The organism is Methanosarcina barkeri str. Wiesmoor (assembly GCF_000969985.1).
Classification (GTDB): Archaea; Halobacteriota; Methanosarcinia; order Methanosarcinales; family Methanosarcinaceae; genus Methanosarcina; species Methanosarcina barkeri_B.
Genome location: NZ_CP009526.1, coordinates 4,307,460 through 4,326,954 on the forward strand (window position 1 = coordinate 4,307,460; position 19,495 = coordinate 4,326,954).

A 19,495-nucleotide genomic window follows, 5' to 3' on the forward strand; every position below is an offset into this window, starting at 1 on the left:
TAGCGATGTTCGAACGCGATAGGGAATTTTTTTCCGCGTGAGTGAGATATATACAAATCTTGCGGAGGAACATACATTGGGTAAAAAATCACTGGTAAAACTGACAAGAAAAACAAATCCAAGAATCGTTTCCCTGATTCTTACCCTGAAAGAGAGGGCAAATACAAACACTGCCCCCATCTGGAAGGATATCGCGAGACGTCTTGAGATGCCGTCCAGAAACTATGCGGCTGTGAATTTGAGTAAGATTAACAGGCACACAGCAGAGGACGATGTTCTGCTTATTCCGGGAAAAGTACTGGGCGCAGGCCTTCTTGACCACCCTGTAACTGTTGCGGCTTTAACCTTCAGTGACTCTGCAGTTGACAAGATCACTGAAGCTGGTGGCAAGTGCCTGAGTCTCGAAGAGATAATGGAAGCAAATCCAAAAGGGTCCGGTATCCGGATTTTCCGCTGAGGTGTCGAAGATGACGGTTATCGATGCAAATGGGCTTATACTAGGGCGTCTTGCAAGTACAGTTGCAAAACAGTTGCTTTCAGGAGACGAAGAAATATATATTGTAAACGCTGAAAAAGCCGTAATTTCTGGCTCAAGGGCGACCACCCTCAAAGAATACCGGGAAACCCGGGAGAGAGGTAGTACGGAATTCGGGCCTTACTTCCCGAAGCGTCCGGACCGCATCCTTAAGAGGACTATCCGTGGCATGCTACCTTATAAGAGAGCAAGAGGCAGAGACGCAATGTCCAGGCTTAAGGTCTATGTAGGTGTTCCCACCGAACTCAAGGACACTGAAACAATCACAATTGCAGATGCCGATATGAGGCTTTTAAGCTCAAGTAAATATATTGAACTTGGTGAAGTGAGCCAGAAAATGGGTTCAAAATTTTAAAGGGTGAGTCCTCATGGTCAAAGTAGTTAATTCATCTGGAAAGCACAAGAATGCAACTGCACGTGCAACAGTCACAAAAGGAACCGGGAAAGTAAGGATCAACAAAATTCCGCTCGAGCTATATACTCCAGAGCTTGTAATGATGAAGATCTCAGAACCTCTGCTGATCGCAGGAGATGAAGTGGTCTCTGGACTTGACATTAATGTAGATGTCCGGGGCGGCGGAATTATCGGACAGGCTAATGCGGTAAGGACCGCAGTTGCCAGAGGTATTGTGGAATGGACAAATGACACAATAATCAGAGATAACTTCGCAAGCTATGACCGCAATTTACTTGTAAGCGATTCCAGGCAGAAAGAATCAAAGAACTTCGGTGGGCCCGGAGCAAGGGCTAAATACCAGAAATCTTACAGGTAAGACTATGATCCCAGTCCGATGTTTCTCATGTGGAAAAGTAATCTCAAACTATTGGGATGAGTACAAAAGACGTGTCAGTGATGGCGAAAACGCTGCTGCAGTACTGGATGATCTTGGGATCACCCGTTACTGCTGTCGCAGAATGCTGTTAAGCCATGTTGAACTCGTTGATGTGCTTTCGCCGTACCAGTAAGGGACCGTAGGGTAGCTTGGTCCATCCTTCGGCGTTCGGGACGCCGGAACCTGAGTTCGAATCTCAGCGGTCCCATTTCCCGATTATATGGGTGCTGGTTTTAAGGCATGTACTGTAAAATATCAAACTTATCATGATTCTAAATTATTGGAATTCATCGGAGCGTTTTTAAATTTCAGGGTGATCAGTTGGTCAAGGAAAAGTATACCCGGTTTGAGCGTGCACGGATCATAGGTGCAAGAGCATTGCAAATTGCAATGGGAGCTCCTGTCCTTGTTGAAGATGACGGGCGACTGGACCCTCTAAATCTTGCTATTAAAGAGTTGAAGGCCGGAGTTATTCCTATAACGGTCAAACGTAAAACCAATTAAAAACGCAGTGGGATACATTTTCAGATATTGAATGTGTTTTATTGTTGATTCTATATTATGAGGTGACTTTATGGAGGAAATTGAGCAGACAGGGCAGGAGGAAAATAACGAACAGCCTTTGCCTGAAGAAGATGTCGTGGCTGAAGCAAAGCCTGCACCTGAAAAGGAAGCCGCAGCAAAAACCGAATCTGTGCCTGTAGAAACAGAGGGGGAAGGACCTTCTGTTAAAGAAGGTTCTACATCTCTTGTATCTATTGACGAATACCTGGCAGCAGGCGTTCACATAGGTACCCAGCAAAAGACCCAGGACATGATGCGTTTCGTATACAGGGTCAGAACTGACGGATTATATGTGCTTGACATCCAGTCAACAGACGAAAGAATAAGAGTTGCAGCAAAATTGCTGTCTCACTATGATCCTTCAAGGATCCTTGTGGTTTCTTCAAGGCAGTACGGACAGCATCCTGCAAGAATGTTTTCCAGAGCATTAAGTACAAAATCAATGCTTGGAAGGTTCATCCCAGGCTTACTTACAAACCCTCAGATACATGGTTTCTTTGAGCCAGATATTGTGATCGTAACCGACCCTGCAGGTGATGCCCAGGTATTAAAGGAAGCTTCAAGCATCGGAGTACCTATTGTAGCACTCTGTGACACTAACAACCTGACATCAAATGTGGATCTTGTAATCCCCACAAACAACAAAGGTAGAAAAGCTCTTTCCCTTGTTTACTGGCTGCTTGCAAGGGAAGTCTCCAGGCTTAACAGTACTCCTTTCAATTACGAGTTGACTGACTTCGAAACGCCTCTCTGATTTCGAAAGGCAGCCCTGCAGACTGCAAGGATATATAAAAATAGCCCGTATCTTATATGGGTGATCATAAATGAGACAGCCAGCAGTTGCAGGGCAGTTCTATCCCCTGCGTCCTGATAATCTGGAGAAAGAACTTAAGCAATGTTTTGAAGGTCTGGAGATCCGGGAAAGGAATATCCTGGGAGCAGTGTGCCCACATGCAGGATATGTCTATTCAGGGAGAGTTGCTGCACACGTTTATGCAGTTCTTCCCAAAGCCGATACATATGTCCTTTTTGGCCCCAACCATACGGGATATGGTTCACCGGTATCAGTATCCACAGATACCTGGAAAACTCCCCTGGGTATTATCGAGGTCGATCGAGAACTTGCCGAAGGACTAACAGGAAGTATTGTTGATGTGGATGAGATTGGGCACCGATATGAACATTCGATCGAAGTTCAGCTTCCTTTCCTTCAATACCGCTTTGATCAGGATTTCAGAATTCTTCCTATTTGTCTGGGTATGCAGGATGAAGAGACCGTAATTGAAGTGGGGACTCTTATTGCCAACCTTGTTTCAAAAAGTGGAAAAAAAGTAGCTTTCATTGCATCCAGCGATTTTACTCATTATCAGCCTGCAAATCTTGCAAGGGAAACGGACAATGAAATTATAGAAGCCATCCTTAATCTGGATGTTCCTGGAATCTATGAAAGGCTTTATAGAAGAAATGCATCCGTATGCGGATATGGCCCTATTTCTGCGATGCTAACAGCCTCAAAAAAGCTTGGTGCAACTCGAGCTGAACTTCTTAACTATTCAAACAGTGGGGAGGTCTCCGGAGATATGAACGCAGTTGTAGGATATGCCGCAATTATTGTGGAATAAAAATTTTCTACAAAATGGAGCATGCTCTTTTTAATTCAAAGCTACCGGGATAGTTATTTGTACCCAAATAATTTTTTATGAATTTTTCCTCTTATTTATTTATGGCAGGTCTGTAAAACAGATTAAACATCCACAAGTAAGTATTTTAACATTCGGAAACAAATTAACGGCGTATTCATAAAGAAAATTCACCGTTCATTAAAAACAAATTAACGTTCATTAAAAACAAATTAACGTTCATCTTCAAGTATAAATTTATTGTTTATCTTCAATCAAACTTGTAACTTTAAGAGGAGTAATATGATTTCGTGTTCTGCCCCCGGGAAAATTTATCTTTTCGGAGAACATGCGGTTGTCTACGGAGAAACCGCAATAGGATGTGCAATTGAATTAAGGACTCATGTGCGGGTGGAATTATGTGACTCTATAATAATTCAGTCGGAAATTGGCCGAACAGGGATTGATTTTGAAAAACATCCTTATATCTCCGCAGCCATTGAGAAAATGAGAGAAATAGTACCAATAGATGGTGTTCATCTGAAGGTTAATTCTGAGATTCCTGTAGGCTCGGGACTCAGCTCATCTGCTGCTGTTACGATTGCAAGTATAGGTGCGCTCAATAAAATGTTTGGCTGTGGCCTCTCTCTCGAAGAAATCGCTAAAATGGGGCATGAAATCGAAATTCAGGTACAAGGAACCGCAAGCCCTACTGACACTTATGTTTCTACATTCGGAGGGATTGTAACAATTCCCGACAGGAGGACGCTGAAGACTCCCGATTGCGGGATTGTTATTGGGGATACAGGAGTTTTCGCTTCTACAAAAGAGCTTGTAACAAATGTGAGAAAACTCCGTGAAAGTTATCCACATCTTATAGAGCCTCTAATGGTTGTCATTGGAAGAATTTCCAAGACCGCAGAACCTTTTTTCCAGACAGGAGATTACTCTTCAATTGGCAAACTTATGAATGTGAACCAGGGTATTCTGGACGCACTTGGCGTAAATACTTTTGAACTCTCCAAATTAATATACTCCTCTCGGGGAGCTGGAGCTTTCGGAGCAAAGAGTACAGGTGGGGGAGGAGGAGGATGCATGGTTGCCCTTACAGCACCTGACAAATGTACACAGGTTGCTGAAGCCATTTCAGGTTCAGGGGGTAAAGCAATAATAACAAAACCCACGGAACAGGGCTTAAGGTTAGAATGAATAACTCAAACCTTGAGTTCTTTGGAGTCTCATTTCGTAATTTCGCGTTATTCATAAAGGAAGCTGGAAATTTTAAAAAGGTATTAAGTGATATTGCATGAATGTCTCAACAGAACCTGTTATTCTGAAACTTGGGGGCAGCGTCATCACTGACAAAGCCGCAAATCAAGGGGTTGTAAGAGAGGATGCCCTCATGAGAATTGCAAAGGAAGTTTCCGAATACCGGGGAAAAATGATTATTGTACACGGTGCAGGTTCTTTTGGGCACACCTACGCTAAAAAATATGAGCTTGGTAAGGTTTTTGATCCTGAAGGAGCAATTGTAACACATGAGTCTGTCAAGAAACTTGCATCCAGAGTGGTAGGTGCTCTAAACGAATATGGAGTCCGGGCTATAGCCGTACATCCTATGTGCTGTACGGTTTGCAGAAACGGGCGAATCGAGAGTATGTATCTTGACAACATAAAACTCATGCTCGAAAATGGGCTTGTTCCAGTGCTGCACGGAGATGTTGTTATGGATCTCGAACTCAAAGCGTGCGTGCTTTCAGGGGACCAGATAGTCCCCTATCTTGCAAAAGAGCTCAAGATTACACGGCTCGGGTTAGGCTCGGCAGAGGATGGAGTGCTTGATAACGACGGAAAAACCGTACCTGAGATCACCCCGGGAACTTTTGAAAATTTCAAACGTTACATAAGAGGGTCGGGAAGTACCGATGTCACGGGCGGCATGCTCGGAAAGGTGCAGGAACTTCTGGAACTTAGCAAAACGTCTTGTATTACATCATATATATTCAATGCCAGGAAAGAAGATAATATATATCGGTTCTTAAATGGGGAATCTATGGGAACCACAATCAGTCCGGACAAAAGGGTATAAAGTATGATTAGTACGACCTCAAAGCGAAAGATCGAACATTTGAAATTGTGTGCTGAAAGCCCGGTTGAATCCCGAAAAGTCAGCGCGGGCTTTGAGGATGTGACCCTGATCCACAGGGCACTTCCAGAACTCGATATGGATAAACTGAACCTGTCTATAGACTTTCTTGGAAAACGCCTGCAAGCTCCCTTTCTGATCGCTTCAATTACTGGAGGTCACCCTGACACTACTCCTGTAAATGCTGCACTTGCCGCTGCAGCTGAAGAGCTGGGGATAGGAATGGGAGTTGGAAGCCAGAGAGCTGCAATTGATGACCCTACCCAGGAAGAGTCTTTCAGGGTTGTCAGGGAAAAAGCTCCGACTGCTTTTATATACGGAAATGTAGGTGCTGCCCAGATTCGTCAGTATGGGGTTGATGGAGTTGAGAAACTCATAGAAATGATCGACGCAGACGCCCTTGCTATTCACCTTAATTTCTTACAGGAAGCTATTCAGCCAGAAGGAGATAGGGATGCCACAGGCTGCCTTGACATGATAAAAGAAATCTGCTCCGTACTGGGCAAGCCAGTAATTATTAAAGAAACAGGAGCCGGGATCTCAAGGGAAGATTCAATTCTCCTCCAGAAAGCAGGCGTTTCTGCAATTGATGTCGGAGGTGCTGGAGGCACAAGCTGGGCAGGCGTCGAGGTCTACCGAGCCAGGAAAAGTGGAGATTATGCCTCCGAACACCTTGGGGAACTTTTCTGGGACTTTGGAATTCCCACGGTTGCCAGCATTATAGAGTCCAGGGTCTCCCTGCCAATTATCGCAACCGGCGGTATCAGAACAGGAATAGATATCGCAAAATCCATTGCTCTCGGAGCCAGTGCGGCAAGTGCAGCCCTGCCTTTTGTAGGTCCTGCCCTTGAAGGAAAAGAATCAGTTGTCAGAGTCCTTTCCCGCATGCTGGATGAATTCAGGATTGCGATGTTTCTCTGCGGCTGTGCAAACATACAGGACCTGCGTAATGCACCTGTAGTTGTTACTGGCTGGACTCTTGAATATTTGGGGCAGCGTGGCTTTAACGTAAAAGACTATGCCATAGCAGGAGACTCGTTCTGACTCCTTCAACAGAATTCAGCTACCTTGTACCTATCTATATAAAATCCAATATGTATTAAAATTCGGATTATATCGGTAAGATATAATAACAGATATGTTAATTAGAAAGGTCGTTCTACAACAATATTTATACATAATATGAAAGTAATGTTCGGGAATAAAGCGTTAATATGAACAAGTAGTCCTTATTCCGAATCTTGGAAAACTGACTTGGACTATACGGACAGGCATAGGATTCACCTGAATGATCTGGAGTTTATAGCAATACATTAGATCTGCTTCAGGTTCATAAATTGCCAGAATATTATTGCTGTAAAATCGATGAAATTCAGAAGTCTGCTTCATAGAAATACCGTAAAGGCGATGAAACTGAGAGTTAGTTTCATAGAATTATTGTAAAATCAATTAAACTAAAGAGTTCTTTCACAGTTATTCAGGCTGAAATTACTTAGTATGAAGGAATTTCGTTATAGAAATAGAATTATTATGATAATTGTAAACTCAGGGATTTTCTGGTGAAGGTTAGAATCACCTGATGAGGTTATCATGATAGAATTATCCAGATGAGAATAGGTTGATGAGAAGCAGCTGGGATAGAATTAAAATAAATTAGAATAAACTAAAATAAATCATAGTAAATTAAAATAAGTCAGAATAAATCAGTATAAGTCAGAATAAATCAGAGTGGATTGAATAAAACCAGAAATTAGTTAGATAAACCAGAATAAAGCCATGAATAAACCAGAAAACCAAGTATGAAAAAGCCCCAATACCAAAACCAGGAATAAAAAAACCCCAACTATAACAAAGCAGATTGCTAAATAAGCCTAGAAGAATCGGCTAAAATAGAAAAGCGGATGTTTTCAAAGCATTTTAAAGGCGGAAATCTAACTTTACAGGGTTGATTGAAATCAGGTTCTTAAGAAATACTAGCCAATAAGAGAAGAGCACGTAAAGACTCCTGTTAATTGAAATAATAGCAGATTTTGTTTGATCTGGAAAGATAGAATCCTTTAAGAAATGTGTATATAAAGAGAAGAGGGTCTAAAGGCAGTTCTGGGGCAATTCTGGAGCGTGCTTGACAAACATTTGAGTATCTGTATATAAACAGATATATTAAAGTAAAATTCTTCTGCAAGAGATGTAGCCTGATTCGTCTCATCGGGAGTGGAGTTATTCCTGCAACAGGGTTGGGTATGGCTGCTCTAAGGCTAATTCTGTGTTAGACTCTATACTATGCTGTACCATTCACATCGCGGCTATCATTTTAAGGTCATCACCTGATCCGTTTTCTAAGGATTGGGGTTCACAAGGATAAAAAAAATAAATAAGAGGTAAAAATATGACTGAAATAGGAATTGTTGCAGTCGGCGGTTACAATGAGATGGGCCGTAACATGACTGCAGTCATTGTAGGCGAAGATATCATCATTCTGGATATGGGGCTTCGTCTCGATAGGGTTCAGATCCATGAGGATGTTGAAATTGATAAAATGCATTCTCTCGAACTTATTGAGATGGGAGCAATTCCTGATGATACTATTATGAAAGAAATCAATGGAACTGTCCGGGCAATTGTCTGTACTCATGGGCACCTTGACCACATAGGTGCAATTCCAAAACTTGCCCACAGGTATAATGCCCCAATTATCTCTACACCCTATACAACGGCTCTTATCAAACAGCAGATCGAAGCCGAACGCAAGTTTGAGGTTTGCAACAGGGTTATTCCATTAAATGCGGGCGGAACTTACCAGGTTACGGAAGATATTTCCATTGAGTTCATCAACGTCCAGCATAGTATTATTGACTGTGTGCTTGCAGCAGTTCACACTCCAATTGGGGCGGTCCTTTACGCCTGCGACTTTAAGCTGGACCGCACTCCGACAATGGGGGAAGCTCCTGATTTCGAGCGCCTTAAAAGCCTCGGGAAAGAAGGAGTTATAGCAATGATTGTAGAGAGCACGAATGCCGGACGTTCAGGTAAAACTCCGTCGGAAAAGATCGCAAAGGATATGGTCAGGGACGTACTGCTTGGAACAGAAGAGTCCGAAGTAGGGATGATTATTACCACCTTTGCCTCCCACATTCCCAGACTAAAAGCAATTATTGAAGCGGCAGAGGAAATGGGCAGGATTCCTGTGCTCCTGGGGCGTTCAATGGAACGCTATGTTGGAGCTGCTAAAGACCTTGGCTATCTGGAACTGCCTTCCAATGTCGAGATGCACGGACAGAGGAAAGATGTAGATAGAGCTCTCAAACGCATTATCCAGGAAGGAAAGAACAAGTACCTGCCAATCGTCACCGGACACCAGGGAGAGCCAGGCTCCATACTTGTGCGCATTGCAAACGGGGAAACTCCATATACAATTGAGCCAGGAGATCGGGTTATTTTCTCTGCAAACGTGATTCCGAGTCCCATGACTCAGGCTAACCGCTATGCCCTTGAGACCAAGCTCAAGATGCGGGGCGCCAGGATTTATGACAATGTGCACGTATCAGGGCACGCATATCGGGAAGACCACTGGGAACTCTTGCGTATGGTGAATCCTGAACATGTAATTCCTGCCCATGGAGATATGGAGATGCACGGACACTACATCGAGATGGCGGAAGATGCCGGGTATGTACTCGGAGATACAGTACACCTTCTCAGAAACGGTGAAGTGTTATATATAGAAGAATAACTGATAGGAAATCTATTCCGTACCTCGTGATAATTATGACGTTAGTTGATGAGATTAAAAAAAGAAGTGTACATGTTGACGCCGCAATTGACGAACTGCTTCCGGTAGCCCATCCAGAGGAACTATATAAAGCTTCTCGCTACCTGGTAGACGCAGGGGGAAAGCGCCTCCGCCCCGCAGTTCTTATTCTGGCAGCCGAAGCTACAGGCTCGGACCTCAAATCGGTTTTACCTGCAGCGGTGGCCGTGGAACTTGTACATAATTTCACTCTGATCCATGATGACATAATGGATAAGGATGACATCCGTAGAGGGATGCCTGCAGTCCACACGATATGGGGTGATGCCGGAGCGATTCTTGCAGGTGACACTCTTTATTCTAAAGCTTTTGAGATCCTGTCAAAAGTTCAAAATGAGCCGGCAAGGATTTTAAAATGTATGGATGTTATTTCAAAAACCTGTACCGAAATCTGCGAAGGCCAGTGGCTTGATATGGATTTTGAAAAGAGGGAAAAGGTTAGTAAAGCTGAATATATTGAGATGGTGGAAAAAAAGACCTCAGTCCTTTATGCAGCTGCAGCCAAGATCGGAGCTCTTCTTGGAGGAGCTTCTGATGAGATTGCTGCAGCTTTATCCGAGTATGGGCGCTTTATAGGGATTGGGTTCCAGATGTATGATGATGTTCTGGATATGGTCACCCCGGAAGAAGTGCTCGGTAAAGTAAGAGGCAGCGACCTTATGGAAGGAAAACATACCCTTATTGTAATCGACGCTTTCGAAAAAGGTGTGAAACTGGACATTTTCGGAAAAGGGGAAGCTACTCAGGAAGAAACCGACGAAGCCGTCCGGATTTTAACCGAGTGTGGATCAATTGATTATGTAAAGGACCTTGCAATTTCATATATCAATGAAGGCAAAGCAAAACTGGATGTCTTGCGGGACTGCCCGGAAAAAGAGCTTCTCCTTCAGATTGCCGATTATATGATCTCAAGAAACTACTGATTGAGTTTATTCCAGAACTTGATTTAACTTGGCTATTGTCGCAAACATTATAATTCGGGTTCCCAAGTTTTAGGCGCAGATGTCTAACTCCACAAGTCTGATAGATCAAATGATTGTGGTTTAGAAATTTTAGCCTTCGTTTCATGTGCGAAGTTGAAATACAAAATTCGATATCATAAGAAGTTTATGCGTCTAAAAAGTGGAACATAAGTTACAGCTCCGAGGTATGATACTGCTTTGAATTCATATCTTGGAAATATTCTTTTATATAATTTTACTTAGCTAAAATATCTATTGTATACTTTTTATTGGTTTTCTTCTCTTTTCTCTCACTTTTCACTGTTTTGAGTAGATAACTTTATTCTTTTCCTAAAATATTTATAAATAATATCAAATAATATAAATTGTTAATTAATTTATTATTTATATACTTAGTAGATAAATTTGAATAGTATTATATAGTAGGTTGTCAAATAGATATATTCATACTCTGGAGATGCCATCTAAAAATAAAGCTTGAAAACTCTAGGTAATACTTTTCTCTTCATTTAAAAACTGGTAGTGCCTTTGAGTAACTGATTATGGATGTGTTTTTTAATTCTTGCAAATAGGTAAGTATACTATTGTTGATCAGGTTTGATAATTAAATGAAATTAAATCAAGGTGAACGTCTGTGAAAATCGTAGACTATAATCTAAAAAGCGTCTACTTTATTTCGAGAAGAGTCCTTAAGGTTTTTAAGGATTCACAGTTTATATATATTACAAAAGTAAAAATTATCAAAGAAATTATTATATCAATGCGTCCAAAACAATGGTACAAAAATTTTGTATTATTTGCAGGCATTATCTTTTCATTAAACTTATTCCACGTTTATATGTGGATTACTGTATTTTTCTCATTCATTATATTTTGTACAGTATCTGGGTCTGAGTACATCATTAATGACATAATGGACAAAGAAAAAGACAAAAATCATCCCAAAAAGCGTAATCGTCCCATTGCTTCAGGAAAATTAGATACATCAAATGCACTCATTTTTGTAGCTATTATGCTCTGCACAGCATTTACTGGAGCATATCTAATAAACGTTCAATTTTTAGGAGTCACTTTGGCTTATTTTCTTTTAATCGTTTTATACTCTTTATTTCTAAAGCATATTGTTCTTATCGATGTTATTACTATTTCATTGGGTTTCGTACTAAGGGCAATTGCAGGCTGTTTAGCAATAAAAGTTTCCGTTTCCCCCTGGCTGATTGTATGCACCTTTTTTGCCGCGCTTATCCTTGCACTTGGAAAAAGAAAACATGAAGTTATATCGCTGGAAAATGGAGCAAGCAAACATCGTAAAGTACTAGGTGATTATTCACCAGAAATGCTAGACAAAATGATGACTGTGGTTACCAGTACATTGATTATGTCTTATTCTCTTTATACATTTTTTATAAGTAATACTTGGATGATGGTAACAATACCCTTTATAATTTATGGAGTATTTAGGTATACTTTTCTTGTTAATTTAAAAAATATGGGAGGAGAGCCGGAAATATTGCTTAAAGATAATGGAATATCCACGTGTATAGTTCTGTGGATGCTCCTAATCATCTTTATACAATACAAAAACAGCTTATTTTAGAAGGTGTTATCATTAAAAAAGAAAAAATAATCATTCTAGTAATATTTGCCATAATAGCTCTACTTTATACTTTCCATTACTTATTTTTTTGGAATTACATAGTTGATGATGCAGGTATAACATTTGGTGCATCGAAAACTTTGGTGGAGTATGGTAGATTTTCAATTGACAAATATGCTGAAACAGTAGAAACTTATTCTAATCCTTCTTTAATGGCGATTTACGCTTTCATATACTGGCTTGGTATTGATATACCAATTGGTTCAAAAATATTAAACTGGGTAATAGGATTGATTGTCCTCCTTTTTGTGTATAAGATAAATAATTTATATGGAGAAAAAATACCATCTCAAACAAGTTGGATGAATTTATTAAGCCCACTTTTATTATCCCTGATGACAGAGTTTATTTTATGGGGAGTGGCTGGATTAGAAAATATACTATATGGATTTGCAACTGCAGGCTTAATATTAGGAGCATTAAAATATGAAAAATCAAAAGATATTGTATTGTTAACCTGTTTTTCGGGACTGATTTCCATAACTAGACCAGAAGGAGTTATTTTTGCGATATTTATCTATTGTGGGATATTTTTAAGAAATTATGTGATAAACAAATCCTACAAAAAAATAGCAGTATCATTTTCGTTATTTTTTATGTTTTATTGTTTATTCATAGCATTTAGATATTATTTATTTTCATGGGTTTTTCCAAATACATACTATGCTAAAATCAATCCATCATATATTGGAAGCTTTTTGGAAGGAGGATATTATCTTTTCAATTTTGTCATATCGTATCTTTCATTATTTATATTAACATTAGTATTGTTATACTTTTATATTTATTTTTCAGATAAATATGTTGAAGGAAACTGTGCCAGAAAAATCAAATTTATTTTCTCAACTCTAGCATTTTTTGATCTTTTAATTATATTAGGATTAAATTCCTATTATTTCTTCAAAGAAAATCCTTTTTTGTCATTTTTCCCGAGCTCTGATTCGTTTTTATTACTGGTAGGCTTTGTAGAAATCGATTCACTCCTATTACTAGCATTCATAGGAATTAGATATTTATTATTTGATAACAATTTAAACAAATTAATATCCATGCTAAAATTAACTTGCGGATACACATTTAAGAACAGTGTAATCTATTTTTCTACAGTAATCATTTTTGCAAATGTGGTTTACATTTTCAGATCTGGTGGAACATGGGGAAATGCAAGATTTTTGACACCTGTTCTAATTGCATTGCCTATAATTTCTACTGAAATATTTAAAAGTGTAACTAATTTGATGGTTAATTATAATCATAGTGAGATCAGTGATTTGAGTAATCATAATCATACGAGAATCTCTAAAATATTTAGTGTAGCTGTCCTTTTTATTTTGATACTATTTTTTTTGCAGATGGCATATAATTCTGGAAATGTAGATATGATTTCATTTTGGGATATTAAGGCAACACACGCTGACTTTGGTAATGAAGTAGGGAGTTACTTAATTACAAATCATTATGCTTCTAATCCTAAACAAATATCTTATGTGGTTCCAGATTTAGGAGCAACTTCGTATTATGCAAAAAATTATACTATTATTGATAGTGCCAGATTGGGAAGTGTTCCAATAGCCCACAATGGTTATGAACCTGGGTTTTTCAGACATTATGTATTTGATATTGAAAATCCTGCGTTGATTGAAACACATCACTATTGGTCAAAAATAACTAACATTCTTTCTTATGACCAATTTAATAAGAATTATGTACTTATCAAAGGTCCTGGGATTGTTAAATATAAAGGAATTAATGTTCCAGTTGGTTATTATATTAGAAAAGATATTTTTGCATCGCAAAATTTAAATTCAATTAATAATTTTACGAATCGATTGAATCTAAAAAATTTTGATACTGGTAGTACTATTTTTTCTCCGAAAGGAGAAATAGAATTAAACACCTATTGGATAAAAAATCCTAACATAAATTCTAAGATTATCGACAATCATACTATTGAAGTATATTTAAATGGCTCTTCTGGAGATTATTTAATCGATAGTCATAAACTCACGGGTGGATACTATATTCCTAGTCGATGGGATACAAACCTAGTAATTCTAGATAAAAAAGTGATTTATCCAGAAAATATTCCAGATGGTAATTACTCTTTAGTGATAAAAGTGATTTATCCAGATAATATAATGGAATCAAATTTTTTGGAGAACATTACGATTGGTTTAAAAAATAGTTCTGTGCTATATGAGCACGTAAATAAATTTAAAATTAATATGGCAAAACAAAATTATAGCGTAGCTAAAAAAGAACTGCGAATAATAAAGGGAATTGACATTCCTCTTTATGAAACCTATTATTATAATTATCTAAATAGTGAACTAAATTTTATTAATATGTTAATTGCTAACAATAATCTGAAAGAGGCAAATCAGTTGCTAAAGCCAATTACTGGCCTCCAGACTACTGACACTCAAATAAATACTAGATTAAGAGATACTGAATCTAAATTGGCTAATTTATATGAAACAACAGGAAACTTATGTGAAGCAAAAGGAGACTTTTCGTCAGCGATTGATTATTTTGAATATTCAATTTGGTACAATCCAGATAACCACAAATTAAGGGCACACATAGAAGCGATTAGATGATAAAATGTTTATTTTTGACCTCCATCTTCACTCAAAATATTCATCGGATGGTATCTTGGACCCTAAAACAATCACAAAAGTCGCAATAAGAAGGGGGCTCAACGGAATTGCTATAACTGACCATAACACAATAAAAGGAGGATTAAAAGCAAAAGAGTACGAAACCAAAAATTTCAAAGTGATCATTGGTTCTGAAATTATGACTAATAATGGAGAAGTTATTGGTTTATTTCTTTCAGAAGAAATTAGATCTACAGATCTAATAGAAGTAATCTCAACAATCAAAGCTCAAAATGGCATAGTAGTTATCCCTCACCCCTTCGACAAAATGAGGCACTCTGCCCTGTACCCTACTGATGAAGAAGCTCATTTAATCGACTGTATAGAAGGCTTTAATTCCAGATGTATTTTCCAAAAGTACAATGATAAAGCTGTTGAATATGCTAATAAACATAACTTACCACTTGTCGCTGGAAGCGATGCCCATTTTGCAAATGAAATCGGAAATGCGGGAATCGTTACCCAGAGTGAAGATTTGCAAGACGCGATAATTAAAAATAACATTGAGATATTCGGAAGCCGATCAATGCTTATTAACCATGCTTTTACCAAGGGACTGAAAAGATGGCGAAAAATAAGATATGGATGATAGTTCTTTTTACAATTATAGTTTACATTATAATGGGAGTATATGCTGATTTTGGAAAATTGTCCCTTACTATATCCGAATTCCGATGGCAGTACTTTCTCCTTTTGATAGGCCTAACTACAGTAGGTTATTTTATTAGGTATATCAAATGGGATCTTTTTCTGAGAGCTACAGGTTTACACCTTGATTATAAAGAAAATCTCTTCATATTTTTCAGTGGACTTTCAATGATTGTAACTCCAGGCAAGTTAGGTGAAATCTGGAAAAGCTGGCTTATTAAAGATATTTCTGGGGAAGAATTAAGCAAAACTCTTCCTGTTGTAATTATGGATCGAGTGACCGACATAGTAAGTCTGGTACTTCTTTCTTTTCTGGGTATTTTTTACTACAGAAAAGGAATTTCTTTTCTAATCGTTCTTTCTATTTGCTGCATAGGATTTTACATTGCCATAAGATCACAGTCAATTTCTGGTAAAATGAAAAAAGTTCTTGAGAAAAAATTTAGTAAGTATACAACTGATATGCAATTGATGCACGAAACTATGAATAAAATAACAGAGCCCAAAATCTTTGCTTCGCTATCCCTGTTGAATATTCTTGCGTGGTTTTTCGAGTGCATGGGACTTTATTATGTAGTCATCGGTTTTGGGCATTACATAAAGATTTCACTCTCAACGTTTATATTCAGTTTTTCCTCCCTAGCAGGAGGAATGAGCATGGTTCCTGGGGGTATAGGAGTGGCAGAGGCAGGTATATCAGGGCTTTTAATTTTAAACGGTATTTCTCCAGCACTGTCTGTTGGAATAGCCCTGATTCTCCGACTTGGATCCTTCTGGTATGGAGCACTTTTAGGATTTACAGTTCATATGATATTTAAAAAGAAATTTATGAGAACTAAGGAAAATTTAGGTGACGGAGTTAAAAATGTCTAAAGTTGCAGTGCTAAAAACACATCCGAGTACCATTACAGATGATTACTCTAAATTGATGAGACTTGCAGAATATGAAAAAATAGTTCCAAAACAAAATAAGACAGTACTAAAAATAAACCTTTCCTGGTCTCTTTATTACCCAGCTTGTTCGACACCTCCCTGGCAACTTGAAGGAGTATTAAAAACGCTTCGAAATGACGGATACAAGAATGTAGTGGGAGTGGAGAATCAGACCGTTGTAACCCATCCATGGAAAGGATCTTACTTGAATAAATGGCTTCCAGTACTCAAAAAGTATGATACAGAATTTAAACCACTAACAAATGTGAAATGGACACCCTATAATCCGAAGTCTGAAATGCTTGCAATGTACGATATATTTGACGAAATAATCGTTCCTGAGGCATTTATAGAAAGCAATGTGATTCACCTCCCAACAGTGAAAACTCATGGACATACAACGACCACTGGTTCGATGAAAAATGCATTTGGAGGCCTGATCCCTAAAAGAAGACACCATGCCCATATAAAAATACATGAAGTTTTGGTTGATCTTCTATCCATCCAGAAAGAGATCCATAAAGGAATTTTTGCAGTTATGGATGGGACTGTATGTGGAAATGGGGCTGGCCCAAGAACAATGATTCCATACATAGGAAATCTAATTCTGGCAAGTGATGATCAGGTTGCTATCGATGCAGTCGCTGCAAAGATGATGGGTTTTGACCCTTTAAATATAAATTATATTCACATGGCTCATGAAAGAGGATTGGGGATGGGTGATACTGACCAGATAGAAATTGTAGGGCTGGAAAAAAGCGAGTATAATAAGATCAATTTTGGCTTTGAAGTCCAAAAAAGCCCGGTCGTCAAATGGGATCAGAGGATTCGAAAGGGTACATCAAATATAAAGTGGCTGCATTCCTTGTTATTTCACTCCCCAATTTTCAGGACATTTATCTTTGCATCCGAAACTTACCATGATAAACTGTGGTATCCTACTACAGGGAAAAAGAATATTGAAACATTTATGAAAACCGAATGGGGAAAACTATTTGAAAGCTACGAATACGGAGATTATCCCAAATATACTGAAGTAAAAGAGTGGAACCCTTACTGATAATATTTTGTAACGAATATAAAATGTTATGGTGAACTCATGACCAATTACACAAACAAAAAATCTGTTTTTAGAAATTTTGATCGATTAGATTTTTATTTGATTACATTATGTATTTTATTTACTCTTTTAATCTTTTTATTATTCACCAACTCATCAATGCCTCCTTTTGAAGACGCTGCGATGTTAATGCGATATTCACAAAATTTTGTATATGGACATGGAATAGTATGGAATATAGGCGAACATCCTGTAGATGGAGCGACTGATTTCTTATTTATGATTTGCGTAGCTATAACAGCAAAAACAGGACTTTCAATTGAAAATTCAGTACTTTTAATTGATATGAGTTCTCATATATTAACAGGAATCATAATATATATATTCATTCGAAAATTTTTATTTGCAGGTAGATGGATGGCTTTTACTTCTTTATTATTTTTTATATTAGGGACTGGACTTATATACACAGCTGTATTTTTTGGAACTCCTTTTTTTGCATTGTTTTCGGCAATTACATGGTTTTGTGCAAATGAAGCAGTTATAGATCCAAAATATTCCAATTCACTTATATTTTCGGTTTCTGGTTTAATATTAGGTTTGATTAGACCAGAAGGGGTATTTCTAGCTATTTTTATGTTAATTGCTATTCTATTTAAAATTGGATTTAAAAAATCAAAAAAAATTGTATTATCATTTTTGATAATTTTTGGGATTATTGGCAGCATTTACTTTATATGGAGATGGGGATACTTTGGTTATCCACTTCCTAATCCTTATTATAAAAAAGGTGGTTTTACTCTTCACCTCAGGGGATTAACTCAATCAATAGGTACGTTTGTTATATTTTCTTATCCTTTTATTCCTGCATTTATTTTAGGTGGGAGATCCAAAGAAAATCTACAGCAAACAATATTCTCTTTGATACCAGTAATTGGATTTATACTATAGTTCCTTACTTAACAAATTACACTTTTTATTTGCTGATGGAAAGTTTCCATCCATCTCTTTGCAAATGACAATGAGTTTTCTATTCTAATAAACTCGTTTTTGATTATGTTTCTTAAATGTTCTTTAGATTGAACAAATGTTACAGATACTTTTCTTTTTATCGTTTTCCATACATATTCTACAGGATTTAGATCTGGTGAATATGGTGGTAGAAACACAAGTATAATCCCTAATTCTTTGGCTTTTGTTACTGTTTTTATTGAGTGATGTGTTTTTGAATTGTCAAGTATAAGCACAACTATTTTTCCTTTGTTTTTTTCCACTATTTTTTCCAGAAATTCACATACGTTTTCTGCCTTTGAACAATTCTTGAATTCAATAAGATTATTTCCATTAAGTGAATAAAAGGCAAATGCATTTGCCTTTATATAATCAGTATTTTTTATCATCAAAGGTTTTTTAAAAGACCATAAACGTTGTGTATTAGCTTTTGTTTGTGGTGAAGATTCATCCAGAAAACCTATGACATATTGTTCATCTGAACCAATATGTTCTGGAATTGCTTCTGTTAACTTTTTTTAAAATGTCTTCTGCGTTCTGTGGTCTTCAGTAATCTAGAACATAAGGTTTAGAATGATACATGTTAAAACTATGTAGTATTACTCCGATTTGCTTTTGTGAATATTCTACATCATATTTTTCCTTTATTAATTCCAAAACTTCTCTGGTACCAATAATCCTTCTCATTCAGTAAATTCCTTAATTTTATCATTTGTTCATCGGTAAGTTTAGATCTTCTTCCCCCACAAAATTGTGGCATTAAGGCGGTGTAGCCGCCTTTGTCCCAATCTTCCTGCCAATAATATCCTGTTTTCTTAGTAACTCCAAGTTTAATAGCAGCTTCTTCAACAGAATCTCCTAAATATCTGAATTTGACAAAATAAAGTTTTTTAAGCACTCTAGAGTTCTTTTCATGAGTAATCAAGGAGTTAAGTTCATCAACAGTTACCTTTCTATCAATGATAATTTGTTCCTTCCCCACCATAAAGGGATATAAGACCTAATATGTGTAATAGTTTACGTTAAGAACTATAATTTGGATTTTGATGTCGGATGAAA

Annotated in this window: 18 protein-coding genes, 1 tRNA gene and 1 pseudogene; 19 read left to right on the forward strand and 1 reads right to left on the reverse strand. The window is 37.8% G+C overall.

What is annotated here, in order from left to right:
• The first annotated feature begins 76 nt into the window (after window positions 1-76).
• From MSBRW_RS17655 to MSBRW_RS17745, 19 genes are all read left to right on the forward strand, one after another.
• Window positions 77-457: a 50S ribosomal protein L18e gene (locus tag MSBRW_RS17655; RefSeq protein ID WP_048102688.1), complete on the forward strand. Its 381-nt coding sequence runs from the start codon at window positions 77-79 to the stop codon at window positions 455-457.
• Between the two features lie 10 nt (window positions 458-467).
• Complete coding sequence (locus tag MSBRW_RS17660) at window positions 468-890, forward strand: 50S ribosomal protein L13 (protein WP_011306432.1); 423 nt, start codon at window positions 468-470, stop codon at window positions 888-890.
• Between the two features lie 13 nt (window positions 891-903).
• Complete coding sequence (locus tag MSBRW_RS17665) at window positions 904-1,308, forward strand: 30S ribosomal protein S9 (RefSeq protein WP_011306431.1); 405 nt, start codon at window positions 904-906, stop codon at window positions 1,306-1,308.
• A 4-nt stretch (window positions 1,309-1,312) separates the two neighbouring features.
• Window positions 1,313-1,501, forward strand: coding sequence for a DNA-directed RNA polymerase subunit N (locus MSBRW_RS17670; RefSeq protein ID WP_011306430.1), 189 nt, complete (start codon window positions 1,313-1,315; stop codon window positions 1,499-1,501).
• Window positions 1,502-1,576 (forward strand) — tRNA-Pro (locus tag MSBRW_RS17675).
• Between the two features lie 113 nt (window positions 1,577-1,689).
• A complete protein-coding gene (locus MSBRW_RS17680; protein ID WP_011306429.1) occupies window positions 1,690-1,872 on the forward strand; it encodes a DNA-directed RNA polymerase subunit K in 183 nt (60 codons plus the stop codon).
• Window positions 1,873-1,942: 70 nt separating this feature from the next.
• Window positions 1,943-2,686 carry a 30S ribosomal protein S2 gene (gene rpsB, locus MSBRW_RS17685; RefSeq protein WP_011306428.1) on the forward strand — a complete coding sequence of 248 codons (744 nt, stop codon included), beginning with the start codon at window positions 1,943-1,945 and terminating at the stop codon, window positions 2,684-2,686.
• A 70-nt stretch (window positions 2,687-2,756) separates the two neighbouring features.
• A complete protein-coding gene (locus tag MSBRW_RS17690) occupies window positions 2,757-3,554 on the forward strand; it encodes an MEMO1 family protein (RefSeq protein ID WP_011306427.1) in 798 nt (265 codons plus the stop codon).
• 300 nt (window positions 3,555-3,854) lie between these two features.
• The gene (locus MSBRW_RS17695; RefSeq protein WP_011306426.1) at window positions 3,855-4,760 is read left to right on the forward strand and encodes a mevalonate kinase; all 906 of its coding nucleotides are present in this window, start codon (window positions 3,855-3,857) and stop codon (window positions 4,758-4,760) included.
• 97 nt (window positions 4,761-4,857) lie between these two features.
• Window positions 4,858-5,640 (forward strand): isopentenyl phosphate kinase, encoded by a 783-nt coding sequence (locus tag MSBRW_RS17700; protein ID WP_011306425.1) that lies wholly within the window; start codon window positions 4,858-4,860, stop codon window positions 5,638-5,640.
• Between the two features lie 3 nt (window positions 5,641-5,643).
• Window positions 5,644-6,741, forward strand: coding sequence for a type 2 isopentenyl-diphosphate Delta-isomerase (gene fni / locus MSBRW_RS17705; RefSeq protein ID WP_011306424.1), 1,098 nt, complete (start codon window positions 5,644-5,646; stop codon window positions 6,739-6,741).
• A gap of 1,342 nt (window positions 6,742-8,083) precedes the next feature.
• Window positions 8,084-9,427: an RNase J family beta-CASP ribonuclease gene (locus MSBRW_RS17710; RefSeq protein ID WP_011306423.1), complete on the forward strand. Its 1,344-nt coding sequence runs from the start codon at window positions 8,084-8,086 to the stop codon at window positions 9,425-9,427.
• Window positions 9,428-9,462: 35 nt separating this feature from the next.
• Window positions 9,463-10,428: a polyprenyl synthetase family protein gene (locus tag MSBRW_RS17715; protein WP_011306422.1), complete on the forward strand. Its 966-nt coding sequence runs from the start codon at window positions 9,463-9,465 to the stop codon at window positions 10,426-10,428.
• A gap of 673 nt (window positions 10,429-11,101) precedes the next feature.
• Window positions 11,102-12,064, forward strand: a complete 963-nt coding sequence (locus tag MSBRW_RS17720; protein ID WP_011306421.1) for a decaprenyl-phosphate phosphoribosyltransferase — start codon at window positions 11,102-11,104, stop codon at window positions 12,062-12,064.
• Window positions 12,016-14,724, forward strand: a complete 2,709-nt coding sequence (locus tag MSBRW_RS17725) for a hypothetical protein (RefSeq protein ID WP_011306420.1) — start codon at window positions 12,016-12,018, stop codon at window positions 14,722-14,724. The genes MSBRW_RS17720 and MSBRW_RS17725 overlap by 49 nt, the downstream gene beginning before the upstream one ends.
• Window positions 14,725-14,728: 4 nt before the next feature.
• Window positions 14,729-15,373: a PHP domain-containing protein gene (locus tag MSBRW_RS17730; protein WP_011306419.1), complete on the forward strand. Its 645-nt coding sequence runs from the start codon at window positions 14,729-14,731 to the stop codon at window positions 15,371-15,373.
• Window positions 15,349-16,305, forward strand: a complete 957-nt coding sequence (locus tag MSBRW_RS17735) for a lysylphosphatidylglycerol synthase transmembrane domain-containing protein (RefSeq protein ID WP_011306418.1) — start codon at window positions 15,349-15,351, stop codon at window positions 16,303-16,305. Before MSBRW_RS17730 ends, MSBRW_RS17735 begins: the two co-directional genes overlap by 25 nt.
• Window positions 16,298-17,425, forward strand: coding sequence for a DUF362 domain-containing protein (locus tag MSBRW_RS17740; RefSeq protein WP_011306417.1), 1,128 nt, complete (start codon window positions 16,298-16,300; stop codon window positions 17,423-17,425). Before MSBRW_RS17735 ends, MSBRW_RS17740 begins: the two co-directional genes overlap by 8 nt.
• A 39-nt stretch (window positions 17,426-17,464) precedes the next feature.
• Window positions 17,465-18,376, forward strand: a complete 912-nt coding sequence (locus tag MSBRW_RS17745; RefSeq protein WP_011306416.1) for a hypothetical protein — start codon at window positions 17,465-17,467, stop codon at window positions 18,374-18,376.
• 8 nt (window positions 18,377-18,384) lie between these two features.
• Here the strand turns inward: MSBRW_RS17745 and MSBRW_RS21515 are convergent.
• Window positions 18,385-19,421: pseudogene (locus MSBRW_RS21515) on the reverse strand (IS630-like element ISMba10 family transposase).
• Window positions 19,422-19,495 lie beyond the last annotated feature (74 nt).

Excerpts from the sequence above, each read along its gene's own strand:
- MSBRW_RS17660 (WP_011306432.1), top strand. The coding sequence starts at position 468 with ATGACGGTTATCGATGCAAATGGGCTTATACTAGGGCGTCTTGCAAGT.
- MSBRW_RS17665 (WP_011306431.1), top strand. The coding sequence starts at position 904 with ATGGTCAAAGTAGTTAATTCATCTGGAAAGCACAAGAATGCAACTGCA.
- MSBRW_RS17670 (WP_011306430.1), top strand. The coding sequence starts at position 1,313 with ATGATCCCAGTCCGATGTTTCTCATGTGGAAAAGTAATCTCAAACTAT.
- rpsB (WP_011306428.1), top strand. The coding sequence starts at position 1,943 with ATGGAGGAAATTGAGCAGACAGGGCAGGAGGAAAATAACGAACAGCCT.
- MSBRW_RS17690 (WP_011306427.1), top strand. The coding sequence starts at position 2,757 with ATGAGACAGCCAGCAGTTGCAGGGCAGTTCTATCCCCTGCGTCCTGAT.
- MSBRW_RS17695 (WP_011306426.1), top strand. The coding sequence starts at position 3,855 with ATGATTTCGTGTTCTGCCCCCGGGAAAATTTATCTTTTCGGAGAACAT.
- MSBRW_RS17700 (WP_011306425.1), top strand. The coding sequence starts at position 4,858 with ATGAATGTCTCAACAGAACCTGTTATTCTGAAACTTGGGGGCAGCGTC.
- fni (WP_011306424.1), top strand. The coding sequence starts at position 5,644 with ATGATTAGTACGACCTCAAAGCGAAAGATCGAACATTTGAAATTGTGT.
- MSBRW_RS17710 (WP_011306423.1), top strand. The coding sequence starts at position 8,084 with ATGACTGAAATAGGAATTGTTGCAGTCGGCGGTTACAATGAGATGGGC.
- MSBRW_RS17715 (WP_011306422.1), top strand. The coding sequence starts at position 9,463 with ATGACGTTAGTTGATGAGATTAAAAAAAGAAGTGTACATGTTGACGCC.
- MSBRW_RS17730 (WP_011306419.1), top strand. The coding sequence starts at position 14,729 with ATGTTTATTTTTGACCTCCATCTTCACTCAAAATATTCATCGGATGGT.
- MSBRW_RS17735 (WP_011306418.1), top strand. The coding sequence starts at position 15,349 with ATGGCGAAAAATAAGATATGGATGATAGTTCTTTTTACAATTATAGTT.
- MSBRW_RS17740 (WP_011306417.1), top strand. The coding sequence starts at position 16,298 with ATGTCTAAAGTTGCAGTGCTAAAAACACATCCGAGTACCATTACAGAT.
- MSBRW_RS17745 (WP_011306416.1), top strand. The coding sequence starts at position 17,465 with ATGACCAATTACACAAACAAAAAATCTGTTTTTAGAAATTTTGATCGA.